Annotated in this window: 11 protein-coding genes; all 11 read right to left on the reverse strand. The window is 57.5% G+C overall.

Annotation, left to right across the window (positions count from 1 at the left end; all coding sequences use genetic code 11):
* Window positions 1-23 precede the first annotated feature (23 nt).
* Window positions 24-3,593: a DNA polymerase III subunit alpha gene (gene dnaE / locus LOH53_RS12185; protein WP_326832781.1), complete on the reverse strand. Its 3,570-nt coding sequence runs from the start codon at window positions 3,591-3,593 to the stop codon at window positions 24-26.
* 83 nt (window positions 3,594-3,676) lie between these two features.
* A complete protein-coding gene (locus LOH53_RS12190) occupies window positions 3,677-4,600 on the reverse strand; it encodes an RluA family pseudouridine synthase (protein WP_230068018.1) in 924 nt (307 codons plus the stop codon).
* Window positions 4,593-5,216, reverse strand: a complete 624-nt coding sequence (gene lspA / locus LOH53_RS12195) for a signal peptidase II (RefSeq protein WP_230068019.1) — start codon at window positions 5,214-5,216, stop codon at window positions 4,593-4,595. Before lspA ends, LOH53_RS12190 begins: the two co-directional genes overlap by 8 nt.
* A 178-nt stretch (window positions 5,217-5,394) precedes the next feature.
* The gene (locus tag LOH53_RS12200; RefSeq protein WP_230068020.1) at window positions 5,395-6,081 is read right to left on the reverse strand and encodes a DivIVA domain-containing protein; all 687 of its coding nucleotides are present in this window, start codon (window positions 6,079-6,081) and stop codon (window positions 5,395-5,397) included.
* A 144-nt stretch (window positions 6,082-6,225) separates the two neighbouring features.
* On the reverse strand, window positions 6,226-6,528 hold the full coding sequence (locus LOH53_RS12205) for a YggT family protein (protein WP_376991727.1): 303 nt from the start codon (window positions 6,526-6,528) through the stop codon (window positions 6,226-6,228).
* A gap of 141 nt (window positions 6,529-6,669) precedes the next feature.
* Complete coding sequence (locus LOH53_RS12210; RefSeq protein ID WP_230068021.1) at window positions 6,670-7,197, reverse strand: cell division protein SepF; 528 nt, start codon at window positions 7,195-7,197, stop codon at window positions 6,670-6,672.
* A 75-nt stretch (window positions 7,198-7,272) separates the two neighbouring features.
* On the reverse strand, window positions 7,273-8,016 hold the full coding sequence (locus tag LOH53_RS12215) for a YggS family pyridoxal phosphate-dependent enzyme (RefSeq protein ID WP_230068022.1): 744 nt from the start codon (window positions 8,014-8,016) through the stop codon (window positions 7,273-7,275).
* Window positions 8,017-8,027: 11 nt separating this feature from the next.
* Window positions 8,028-8,789: a polyphenol oxidase family protein gene (locus LOH53_RS12220; protein WP_230068023.1), complete on the reverse strand. Its 762-nt coding sequence runs from the start codon at window positions 8,787-8,789 to the stop codon at window positions 8,028-8,030.
* 33 nt (window positions 8,790-8,822) lie between these two features.
* A complete protein-coding gene (gene ftsZ, locus LOH53_RS12225) occupies window positions 8,823-9,998 on the reverse strand; it encodes a cell division protein FtsZ (RefSeq protein WP_230068024.1) in 1,176 nt (391 codons plus the stop codon).
* A 233-nt stretch (window positions 9,999-10,231) separates the two neighbouring features.
* Window positions 10,232-11,551, reverse strand: a complete 1,320-nt coding sequence (locus tag LOH53_RS12230; RefSeq protein WP_230068025.1) for a cell division protein FtsQ/DivIB — start codon at window positions 11,549-11,551, stop codon at window positions 10,232-10,234.
* Window positions 11,544-13,019 carry a UDP-N-acetylmuramate--L-alanine ligase gene (gene murC, locus LOH53_RS12235; protein WP_230068093.1) on the reverse strand — a complete coding sequence of 492 codons (1,476 nt, stop codon included), beginning with the start codon at window positions 13,017-13,019 and terminating at the stop codon, window positions 11,544-11,546. The genes LOH53_RS12230 and murC overlap by 8 nt, the downstream gene beginning before the upstream one ends.
* Window positions 13,020-13,059: the final 40 nt, after the last annotated feature.

The raw sequence follows: 13,059 nt of genomic DNA on the forward strand, positions 1-13,059 counted from the left end.
CTAACGCGCCACGCCGGCTCAGATTAGCCTTCTAAGCATGCTGGCCCCAATAAAACTTTCAAATCCCCAAATAGGGCCGGTGTCGGGTTCACCCTGTGATGCAGCGGCAGCTTCATGATTTTCACGCTACGAGTCCCGCTCAGATGCATCTTGATCTCAGTGTTTCCCCGGTGGGTGCCCAGCACATCCTTCAACGAAAGGAGCACGGATTCGGTGGCTTTATGTTCTGGCATATGAATGACAAGGGGGCCGTTCATACCCTCGCTGAGGTCCGGGACCGTGAGTTCCATGGCGTTCAAGGTGATGGCGCCGTCGTCACGTTTTTGCAAGCGTCCCTTGATAACGACGATCAGGTCTTCAGCGAGAATATTCGCTATTGGCCCATACACCTGGCCAAAGAACATGACTTCAACGGATCCGCCGAGGTCTTCTACCTCACAGCGTGCATAGGGATTACCAGAGCTCTTCGCGATGCGGCGCTGCAGGCTGGTAATCATGCCCGAAATCGTGATGATATGCCCGTCCGAAGGGCCTTCATCGGAGAGCACTTGGGTGATGGACATGTCTGCGTTCTGGCTCAGGATACCTTCTAAGCCCTGGAGAGGATGGTCCGAAACGTAGAGACCCAGCATGTCGCGTTCAAAAGCAAGTTTGTCTTTCTTCTCCCACTCAGGAAGGTCAGGAATCTCGGTGATGAGCGCGGAATCTGACTCCATATCCGCATCTCCCAATCCAGCGAAGAGATCGAACTGTCCCACGGCTTCGTTGCGCTTGAGCGTGATGACGGAGTCGATCGCCTCCTCATGGATCATGGCGAGGGCCCTGCGGTGGTGACCCAAGGAGTCAAAGGCCCCGGCTTTGATCAAAGACTCGATCGTGCGCTTGTTGCACACCACAGCTGGGACCTTCATGAGGAAGTCTGAGAAACTCTCAAAGTTCCCCCTGTCCTTACGTGACTCCACCAAGGAGTTCACCACGTTGGAGCCGACGTTACGGATGGCTCCCATGCCGAATCGAATATCCGATCCGACAGGGGTGAAATTCAATGCGGATTCGTTGACATCCGGGGCTAGGACGGTAATACCCATATGCCGGCATTCGTTGAGGTAGAGGGCAGACTTGTCTTTGTCATCACCCACAGACGTCAGCAACGCCGCCATGTACTCGGCGGGGTAATGAGCCTTCAGGTATGCGGTCCAGTAGCTGACCACGCCATAGGCGGCAGAGTGAGCCTTATTGAACGCGTAGTCGGAGAACGGCAGCAGAATATCCCACAATGTGGTGACCGCTGCGTCGGAGTAGCCGTTATCCAACATGCCTTGGTGGAAGCCTGCGTACTGCTTATCCAGTTCAGACTTCTTCTTCTTGCCCATGGCCCGGCGCAGGATATCTGCCCGTCCCAAGGAATAGCCGGCCAGCTTTTGGGCAATCGACATCACCTGTTCCTGGTAGACGATCAATCCATAAGTCCCACCAAGGATCTCGGCAAGTGGCTCCTCCAGCTCCGGGTGGATAGGCGTGATGGGCTGAAGACCATTTTTGCGAAGGGCATAATTTGTGTGTGAGTCAGCGCCCATCGGGCCCGGACGGTACAGCGCCAAGACGGCCGAAATATCCTCAAAGTTATCCGGGCGCATGAGCTTGAGCAAGCCGCGCATGGGGCCGCCGTCGAGCTGGAAAACCCCCAGCGTGTCCCCGCGAGCCATGAGCTCGTAGGATTGTGAATCGTCTAAAGGAAGATGTTCTAGGTCCAAGTCAATGTCTTGGTTGGCCTTGATGTTCTCCAGTGCGTCTGTGATGATCGTGAGGTTTCGCAACCCCAAGAAGTCCATCTTGATCAGGCCCAGACCCTCAGCGGTTGGGTAGTCAAACTGCGTGATGACCTGCCCATCCTGAAAACGGCGCATAACCGGGATGACGTCGATGATGGGGTCAGAACTCATGATCACGCCTGCGGCATGGACGCCCCACTGTCGCTTGAGCCCTTCTAGACCCTTGGCCGTCTCAAAGACCTTGGCAGCCTCGGGGTCGCTGAGGAGTAACTGGCGAAAGTCGTTAGCCTCCCCGTAGCGCTTGGCTTTGGGATCCTCAATGTCCGCCAGAGAGATATCTTTAGCCATGACGGCAGGTGGCAAGGCTTTGGTCAGAGACTCCCCCATACTAAACGGATAGCCAAGGACTCGCGAGGAGTCTTTAAGCGCCTGTTTAGTCTTGATACTGCCGTAGGTAACGATCATGGCGACACGCTCATCACCATACTTTTCGGTCACATACTTAATGACCTCATGACGGCGACGATCATCGAAATCCACGTCAAAGTCGGGCATGGAGACGCGTTCCGGGTTCAGGAAACGTTCAAAAATGAGCCCGTGTTGGAGTGGGTCCAAGTCGGTGATTCGCATGGCGTAGGCAACCATGGACCCTGCCCCAGATCCGCGCCCTGGCCCCACTCGGATGCCGTGGTCCTTGGACCAGTTAATAAAATCTGCCACCACCAAAAAGTAGCCAGGGAATCCCATTTTGATAATGACATCGAGCTCATAATCAGCTCGGGCCCGGACGTCGTCTGGGATGCCCAGAGGGTAACGGTAGGCCAGTCCGACGTCGACCTCTTTGACCAGCCACGACGTTTCGTCATCTCCGGGCGGGCATGGGAACTTCGGCATGTAGTTGGCTTCGGTGTTGAATGAAACCTCACACCGTTCAGCGATCAAAAGCGTGTTGTCGCAGGCTTGCGGGAGTTCAGCGAACAGCTGGCGCATCTCTGCCGGTGATTTGAGGTAGTAGCCACTGCCGTTGAATGCGAACCGGGATCCGCCGTTGTCATACGTGGGCTCCAGCAGCGTCGAACCCGACTGCAGTGCCAGAAGGGCCTCGTGCGCCTTGGCATCGTGCTCGTGCGTGTAATGCAAGTCGTTGGTGGCCACCAGAGGAATGTCCAGTTCACGCGCCAATTTCAGAAGGTCTTTAGTCACGCGACGTTCGATGTCCAGGCCGTGGTCCATCAGTTCGCAGAAATAGTTCTCCTTGCCAAAAATGTCCTGGAACTCTGCTGCGGCAGTCTTGGCCTCGTTGTAAAGTCCAAGCCGCAGCTTTGTCTGTACCTCCCCGGATGGACAGCCAGTGGTGGCGATCAAGCCGGGGTGGTACTCGTTGAGCAATTCCCGATCAAGTCGCGGATATTTTCCGAACACCGCGTCCAGAGAACCGATTGAGGAGGCGCGGAACAAGTTGCGCATGCCTTGGTTGTTGTAGCTAAGCAGTGTCATATGCGTGTAGGCACCGCCGCCGGAGACATCGTCCTTTTTTTGGCTCTCATCAGTGCGCCATTTCACGCGTGTCTTGTCTGTTCGGGAGGTCCCGGGTGTGACATACGCCTCAATGCCGATGATCGGCTTAACACCAGCTTCCGTGGCTTTTTTCCAAAAGTCGAAAGCACCGAACAAGTAACCATGGTCCGTGGTTGCCAACGCCGGCATTTTGAGCCGGTTGGTCTCTTCGAAAAGCTCACTCAGACGTGCCGCGCCGTCCAGCATGGAGTATTCGGTATGTGTATGAAGATGAACAAAACTGTCAGTCGATGAGCTAGCCACCAAATCATTCTACGTGGTGAAGGACAGGACGGCTGGGCTCGACACCTGGCCGGGTCCAGCCTCCCCCTCCGCACACAGGAGGCCTAGTAGCCTTCGCGCAAGTGCTCCAGCGCGTACCTCAGATCAGCTGGGTAGCCGCTGGTCACTTCTACCCATTCGCCTGATGTCGGGTGGGTAAAACCCAGCTTGTGAGCGTGCAACCATTGTCTGGTCAAACCCAACTCAGCCGCCAGCTTCGGGTCTGCTCCGTAGGTTAGATCCCCAGCGCACGGATGCCGCAGCGCGGAGAAGTGAACACGGATCTGGTGGGTGCGTCCAGTCTCCAGGTGGACTTCCAACAGGGAGGCTTTACCGAATGCCTCCAATACCTCGTAATGCGTTATTGATGGGCGGCCGTCTTCGATGACGGCAAAGCGCCAGTCGTAGCCGGGGTGGCGTCCTATCGGAGCGTCAATGGTCCCCTGCAGCGGATCAGGAAGGCCCTGAACCACGGTGTGGTAAATCTTTTTCACGCTCCGGGTCCGGAACGCATCCTTCAACACCGTGTAGGCGTGCTCAGTTTTGGCAACCACCATAGCTCCGGAGGTACCTACGTCCAGACGATGCACAATTCCCGTGCGTTCGGCAGCTCCGGATGTTGAAATGCGGTATCCCGCCGCGGCCAGGCCACCCACCACCGTGGGGCCTACCCACCCTGGCGATGGGTGAGCTGCCACTCCTACGGGTTTGTCGATGACCACGAAATCGTCATCATCGAGAAGAATTTCCAGCCCCTCCACCGGTTCTACGATCACGGCTAGTGGGTCGCGGCGTTCGGGAATAGTCACCGCAATGCTGGCTCCGGCTCGAAGTTTGTCGGACTTTCCGCACACCACGCCGTTTTGGAGCACATTGCCTTCGCTGCACAATAAGGCAACGGCCGTTCGTGTAATACCCAATAAAGAGGCCAGAGCGGCATCGATGCGCCGTCCGACAGCATCCTCGGGAACAAGGAAAGTTTCAGTCATCGTGCGGACTTTGCGCAGAGACGATCGGGGAAATGGCGACTTTTCCGCCCAATGGAATGCCTATCAAAGTGAGAATACAAATGGTAATGACACCACCCACAACACCCATGTCCGCCATATTAAAGATGGCAAAGTGCGGGAAGGAGATGAAATCCACTACGTGGCCCATGCCAAAAGACGGCTCACGAAAAAGACGGTCAGTGAGATTACCGAGCGCACCGCCCAACAGCAAGCCCAGACCTATCCCCCACCAGATTGAACCAATACGGCGCGACAAGACAATGATAAATACGGCAACGCCCGCCATCACCAAGGTGAAGAACCACGTGAAGTTCTCACCAATAGAGAATGCGGCCCCAGAATTACGGATGTAGTACCACTGAAGTATGCCCGGAATTACAGGCGTACTATGCCCTTCGGTCATCGTAGTCACGACCCAGATTTTGCTCAGCTGATCCAAGACATAAGTCAGTAAAGCAAAACCAAGCCAAAACGCGATGAAGGTACGCCGCCGAATGCGCCGGATGGGGGTAGGTCCGGCATTCAGCGGAGCCGTCGCATGTGCGCCATCTCCTGCAGGATCTGGACTGGGAAGTTGTAAGGAGTCGTCGCTCATAATACTTTCGTTTCGCAGGCGGAACTGGTGCATAAACACCGTGCGGGCGCAGACAAACAACCACCGCACACCCTAATCATAGGTGCCCTGCAGCAAGAGTGAGCGGTGGGTGAAATCGACGTTAACGCCAAGAAACCGGCGGACAGGAATCCCCGCACCGCCGGTTTCTTGTGTGTTGCTAGGACTCTGAGCTGCCTTCGGAGAAATCCGGGGAAGCAACTGAACCACGAGCGTCCAAGTCGCGTAGCTGACCTTCGATGTAGGTCTTCAGACGAGAGCGGTAGTCACGCTCAAAGCCGCGCAACTGTTCGACCTTGCGCTCCAGAACCGAGCGCTGCTGCTCGAGAGCGCCTAGGGTCTTGCGGCTCTTTTCCTGTGCGTCGTTAACCAGGGAGCTTGCCTCGATCTGAGCCTCGGCAATGATCTTGTCGCGTTGTTCAACACCTGCATTGACATACTCGTCGTGAAGCTTCTGAGCCATGGCGAGGACGCCCGCAGCAGATTCCACGCCAGAGATGCTCGGTGCGGCAGCAGCAGGGGTAGCTGGAGCTGCCGGAGCGGCCTCAACTACGGGAGCAGACTCAACGACAGGCTCGGGAGCCGCCTTTTCCGCAGGTGGCGCCGGAACGGGCTCAACTACCTGAGCGACTTTCGCCGCTGCTGGCACAGTAGCCGCCGGAGCAGTCTGTGGGTTCTCGCCAGAATCAGCGAGCTTCTTGCGCAAGTCGTCATTTTCTTGGTGTAGCCGACGAAGTTCAACGACGATCTCGTCTAGAAAGTCGTCGACTTCGTCCTGGTCGTAGCCTTCACGAAATTTCGTCGGCTGGAACCGTTTGTTGACAACGTCTTCTGGCGTAAGCGCCATCTGGTCACCTCATTGGTCTTAGTGAGTTCGGGTTGGGCCTAAGCCTTCCGAACTACGGTACCGAATGTAAATCAATGGATCTACACTTGGGTTCTATCTTTTTTAGAGTATATCTTTTCAGCGATGAAAACTAACGACGTGGGGCTAAACTACCAAATTCCGTGTCACGCTCATCCCAATTCCGACCCCCACCAGGAGCAAAAGGAAGCCGATGTCCAGAGACACGTTGCCGATTCTAAGCGGCGGAATCAGTGCCCTGAGCTTGCGCAGAGGCGGATCTGTTAGACGGTAGATAATGGAGGCACCAAGAAGAGCCAACCCGCGGGGCCGCCAGTCACGGGCAAATACCTGAATCCAGTCGAATACTAGCCTCAGCATTAGCGCTAGGAAGTAGAGCAGGAGCAAAAGGTAAAGAAGGCCGAAAACAATTGACACGTACGTGTTCACATTCCGTAGTCGGAGGATGGGACAAAAACCAGACAAAACTAAACTTGCGCATCAGCAATTGAGCCAACACCTTATATAACGCATTGCCCGGACACTTTGTGCCCGGGCAATGGAAGTTTGAGTTTCGTAGGGCTACGGTATCTAGCTCTGGTTGAAGAAGCTGGCTTGAGTATCTGAGAGTTTTTTGTCGTCACCCAGCACTTCGATGTACGAAGGTGAGAGCAAGAACACCTTATTGGTGACTCGTTCGATCGAGCCACGCAAGCCAAAGACCAAGCCAGCAGAGAAGTCAACGAGGCGCTTCGCGTCGGCCTCTCCCATATCCGTCACGTTCATAATGACGGGAATGCCATCACGAAAGCTCTCGCCAATGATCTTTGCATCATTGTAAGAGCGGGGATGAACAGTGGTGATTTGACGCAAACTGGCGGCCTCTTCCCGATTCGATGCGGCACGCTTGATCGGGGTGACCGGTGCCCGGTATTCTTCTTCGCTTGCTCTAGCTTCATCAGGATCGCTAGTTGGCACCGAAGTCGGCGCGGATTCACGGCCAAAGTCCGAGGAGTCGGCATCAGCCTTATGGAGCGCAGGGGCTTGCTCGGCGTCGTAGTGCTCGTCACCGTCGGCGAGACCAAGGTAGATCATTGTCTTGCGCAGGGCGCCAGCCATGGTTAGCTCCTCATTTATCTGCTAGCTGCGGGTGAAACTTCGCAAAAGTGAACGCTGTTGCGAACACTTAAAACGCTACAGTATGCCAGGACGCGGGCCGAGTATATCCGAACCGACACGCAGGTGTGTCGCGCCGGCTGTGATAGCCGCTTCCAGGTCGTTGCTCATTCCCGCGGAGATCCCCGTAGCCCCGGGATACTGCGCAACAAGCTCATCCGAGTAGCGCGCCAAGCATTCAAACGCTGGAGCCGGGTCAACCCCAAGAGGAGCCACAGCCATGAGCCCCGCCAGGCGAAGTCCGGCCGTCTGCGCTATGAGGAATGCCAGCTCCGGGATGAGCGACGGCGCCGCGCCTCCTCTGCCGCCGGTGCTGGCGTCAGGGTCGCACGCGGCCGGCCCCGCGGATAGATCCACTTGGATATAGCATTCCAACGGCGCTCGCCCGTTCACGTCGGCCTGTGCACGCACAGCCCGGTCGAGCGCGGGAACCAGCGATTTTCTGTCGATCGAATGTACCGAATGGGCGTAGGCACTAACGCTCTTCGCCTTGTTCTTTTGCAGCTGACCAATAAAGTGCCAGCGGAGGGAACTCTGTGCAACCTCGATCGCCTTGGCGCCAGCTTCCTGGTCGCGGTTTTCACCGACGTCGCGCACTCCCAGTTCCATGAGACGGCGAACGTCCTTTGCCGGATGGAACTTCGTGACAACTATCAGGGTGGGTGGCTTCCGTCCCGCGGCATCACTGGCTATGGATATCCGTTCCCTGACTCCCTTTAGGTTATCGGCCAGCTGCTTGGTTCGTGCATCCAAAGTGTTCATGCGCAAGCTTTCTAAAAAGAAGGTGAGGTTAGGGTGACAAAGCCAATAAAACGTCCTTCTTCCTCACCATCGCGGAGTGCACGTCGGTGGGAAAAGAATTCAGGATGTTCCAACGTACACACGCCGACATTGTCCACAAGAACATCCAGACTCCGGAGTTGGGCAGTCACCGCAGCGGGAAGATCAAGCGATGGCGTGCCCCAGCTGGTGGTCGCAAAGGCTGTCGCCTCCACCGCGGCCACCGCACTGCGCATAGCGTGCGGAACCTCATAACAGCGTCCGCAGACACTGGGCCCTATCCAGGCCTGAATCTTCACGGCCCCAGCAGCGCGAAGTTGCCGAACAATTGCTGCTATGACTTTCTTCTCTACGCCGGGACGCCCGGCATGCGCGACCGCGAGCACGGCGCGCCCGGCGATGTCACTTCCTACCAACACCACGGGAACACAGTCTGCAACCATCACCGCAAGGCTCGTGGACCGTGAGAGCATGGCGTCCGCCGTCGGACCAGTTGGAACCCCAGATACAGTCTCCTGCGTAGGAGTACCATCAACAATTGCCACGGCGCTGCCGTGTACTTGGTTCATGTACGCCAGCGTCACCGGCTCCGTCGAACCGGACAACACTGCCAAATCATTTTCAAGAGCTGCCCGGTTGCTGGAGACTCGCAGCGGATCATCGTTTACGTGAAAGGCCAGATTGCCATGGGTGGTATCAGTGAACCCTACCCAAACACCTGGGAGAGCTTCATAGGAGAACCACGGTATGGACAAGCTGGCCTTTCAGTAACCCCGTGGGGTAGGGCTCTACTTTAGAAAGTCAGGGACGTCCAAATCATCTGAACGGTGACCAGTCAGGTCCGGTTCCACTATGGCTGGCAGCTCTACGTCAAAGCCGCCGTCCGGTGAAACGTGTGAGGTGGACTGCTGCCCCCATTCGTTCAGTTTCGTAACAGAGGCTCCCGAAGAAGGTGCGCCTGCTGGCGCGGGCGGAGTCGCTGGAGTGGCAGCCGGCTCATTCGAGGAGAGAATGTTATCCGGAGTGTCGAAGCCAGCTGCAATGACAGTAACCCGGGCTTCGTCTCCCAAGGCATCGTCAATGACGGCACCGAAGATGATATTTGCCTCTGGGTGAGCAACTTCCTGGACCAGGCGGGCCGCCTCATTGATCTCGAACAGGCCAAGATCAGAGCCGCCCTGGATGGAGAGGAGCACGCCGTGCGCACCATCGATGGAGGCTTCCAGAAGGGGCGAGGCGATAGCCAACTCGGCAGCCTTGACTGCGCGGTCTTCCCCACGCGCAGAGCCGATACCCATCAGCGCGGACCCGGCACCTTGCATGACGGACTTAACATCTGCGAAGTCAAGGTTGATCAGCCCAGGAGTTGTAATGAGGTCGGTGATTCCCTGGACACCGGAGAGAAGCACCTGGTCGGCCGAGCGGAAGGCATCTAGGACAGAGACATTGCGGTCGCTGATGGACAGCAGACGGTCGTTGGGAATCACGATCAGAGTATCTACTTCGTCGCGCAGCGCCTCGATGCCGTTGTCAGCACTCGTGGCTCGTCGGCGCCCTTCGAAGGTGAAGGGCCGTGTCACAACGCCGATGGTGAGCGCACCCAAAGTGCGGGCGATCCTGGCAACAACTGGGGCTCCACCGGTTCCCGTGCCGCCACCTTCTCCAGCGGTGACAAAGACCATGTCGGCTCCGCGGAGTACCTCTTCAATCTCTTCCTGATGATCCTCCGCCGCCTGGCGTCCCACGTCAGGATTCGCACCGGCACCAAGACCCCGTGTGAGCTCCCGTCCGACGTCAAGCTTGACGTCGGCGTCGGACATCAACAGCGCCTGAGCATCCGTGTTGATGGCAATGAACTCAACGCCACGCAGGCCAACGTCAATCATGCGGTTCACTGCATTTACGCCGCCACCGCCGATGCCGACGACCTTGATGACTGCCAGGTAATTCTGGGGTGCTGCCACGTTACGTGTCCCTTGTTCGTTGCTTGCTAAAAGTTCAATGGGTGCTGCTGTCGCCACGGAGGTTCAAGGACTGCTTGAACCCTAGTAGCTTAACCTTCAACTTGAAGGTTATAGTTATGTCAACTAACTCTTGTCTGTGACGCTATGGTGCATCTGCGCCTCATGCAATAACCGCCCCCGCGTGTCGCGTGAATCCGCAGAAAAAACCTGCGATTTGTCCCCAATTGACACCTCTAGCGTGTCACAGGATGACGGGGTGCGCTGACGTCATATACCTGCACCGGTCCTGGCGCGGGTTTTCCCCGCTCCGGTACTGGTGGTGGGGCGGCGAGCAGCGCCCCCAGGACTTGAGCCTTCAAATTCATGTCCGTAGCATTTCCCCACACCACGGTCTTGCCGTCTATCAATTGCAGTTCGACGGCGTCCGGCGACTTTGCGGAGGCGCTAGCCAGTTTGCTCAACACGGACGCCGGCAAAGTGGCAAGGACTGCCGTCATGGCTTTGAAGGTGTCCTCTCCAATGGCATCCTTGCCGCCGTTTATCAGAGGCAGTGGAACAGAATCTGGTTTGTCCGTGGTGCCAAGTTGCACGCCGTCCTTATCCACTAGTAGGTAGGAGTCGGCGTTCTTCAACAACGCCACGGGCACCCTCTCCACGACATGCACCAGTAGGGTGGACGGCGGTACGGCCTGAATCCAGAAGCTCTTTACTTGCGGCACGCTCGCTAATAAGGCACCTACATCTGTTTGGGTGACTTGTGGCAGCGGGCGATTGATTATGGGCTTTAAGGCCGATTGCAGCGCATTTTCGGGTACCAATTTGCGCCCGTCGAACGTAATGGTTTTGACGGCAAGTGCGGGCGAAAATAGTGCAGTCGCCATGACAAGCGCCAGCACAGCAACAACAGCACCCGTCCAGATCCATACGCCCCGCCTCAACCGGCGACGGGCGCGAATGGGAAACTCCAGAACCGTGGCACCGGAACCGTTTCCGTGAATCGAATCCTGGATCGGAGCTGCTGCCACAGAGTGCGGCTTAGCCTCATTCTTTGCTCTCGCTTTACTGGCCCGTGAGGACCAAGCAAGGTGGCCTAATAGTCCCTTGGTGAACGTGCTGCTGCGCGTGGTCACACTTTCGGGTGCGGCGCTTTCTGCGCTTGCGCTTAGGGAGTTGGCACTTTCGGGTACGTCACTTTCGGAGCTGAGCGGGGATTCCGGGTGCACCTCATCCAGCACGTGCACGGGCATGAGCGTTACCTTGCCACTTGTCACGCGAATAGTGGAACTTGCTGCGCCTACTGCGCCGGCAGACGCGTCATTTCCGCTTGGAGTTACTGCCGGTGAATTCACCTTCTTGGGTTCTTCGCCTCTTTTGCTTCGTTTTCTGTTACGCAGAGACTGCTTGCCATTTTCCGTCGATATCGCGTTCCCAGTGGAAGCCGTTTCCTCGGCAACGGCCCTTGCAGGTGGCATCTTTGCGCCCGATTCCACAGCATGTTCCGGTGCAGCGCCCGGACGGGAGCGAATCACGCGGGGACGACGTGGCTCAGCCATGGGTATCCTCCTGCGGGTGCCCATCTGCGCAGCTCACCGGGATCACATCGCAGACCTGGGATGCAGCCTGCTGCGGTCTGCCCGGATCGGACGGCTCTGGGTCAGCTTGTGGCTCTGGCTTTGCTTGAAGCGCGGCCAAGATCTGCGAACCGAAGCCTGTTACGTCGCCGGCACCGACAGTGAGGATGACGTCCCCGGATTCGGCTGCCGCAGTCAGCGTTGATATCGCGGCAGCCGCGTCGGGTTGGTATGCGCCTACTTCGACCAAATGATCCGTGATCAACGTGCTGTTCACCCCAGCGATGGGTTCCTCTCGGGCAGGGTAAATATCCAGCACCGCCACGGTATCCGCCAGGGCCAGGGCGTGGGCAAATTCTGTTGCAAACGCGCGTGTTCGTGAGAATAAATGCGGTTGGAACAGGACATGAACCCGGTGTATACCGGCCACGGTCCTGGCCGCTTTCAATGCCGCGGTGACCTCAGTCGGGTGGTGCGCATAATCGTCAAAGACACGCACGCCCCGCACTTCACCCTTCGCCTCGAAGCGACGCGCTGCGCCCTTGAACGAGCCGAGAGCACTCAGGGCCGCATCAATATCGACGCCCAGCTCGCACGCGACGGCCACCGCGGCTGCCGCGTTGGAGATGTTGTGATCGCCGGGGACCTGCAAGTGGAGCTTGAACGAACCAGCCGGACGACCCGAATCGGCGGGGAGTTCCAAAAGCGTGTCAGTGGTGAGCCCCTCCCCCGTGCTACGCAGAATGCGCAACTCGGAGGCAGCATCGAAACCATAGGTAAGAGTGCGTTTGCCCGCAGCGCCCGCCAGTGCGGCTAAACGCGCTGATCCGACGTCGTCAGCGCAGGCAATGAGCACACCGTCGGCAGGGAGCAGAGAAACAAAGTCTTCGAATGCGGCAAAGACAGCTTCAGCCGTGCCGTAGTGATCCAGATGATCCGCTTCCAGGTTCGTCACGACGGCAATCGTCGGACGATAGTTCAGAAACGATGCATCGGATTCGTCCGCTTCGGCCACGAAAACTCCGGAACTCCCATGAGCCGCATTGACGCCAAGGCCCTGTACTGTTCCTCCGACGGCGAAGGACGCATCCACCCCGGCGCCGCGCAACATCACGGTGATCATGGAGGTGGTAGTAGTTTTTCCGTGTGTGCCGGCCACCGCTACCACCGTGTCGGTGGACATGGAAGCAGCTAGCGCCTGGGATCGATGCAGCACGCGGAGGCCACCGCTTTGGGCAGCCAGCAGCTCCGGATTATCGGGACGAATCGCAGAAGAAACGACGACGGTGTTGGCAGCAGCCACATTCCCGGCGGCGTGGCCAACATGGACCACGGCCCCTAGTCCTTCCAGTTCCGCCAGAGCGGGGGAAGCCTTGGCATCGGAACCACTCACCGGGACGCCTTGGCTAAGCATGATGCGGGCTATGGCGGACATGCCGGCGCCTCCCATGCCAACAAAATGGACACGGCCCAGTTGCTCGAGGGTAGGC

The sequence above is a fragment of the Arthrobacter cryoconiti genome (genome assembly GCF_020905375.1).
Classification (GTDB): Bacteria; Actinomycetota; Actinomycetes; order Actinomycetales; family Micrococcaceae; genus Specibacter; species Specibacter cryoconiti.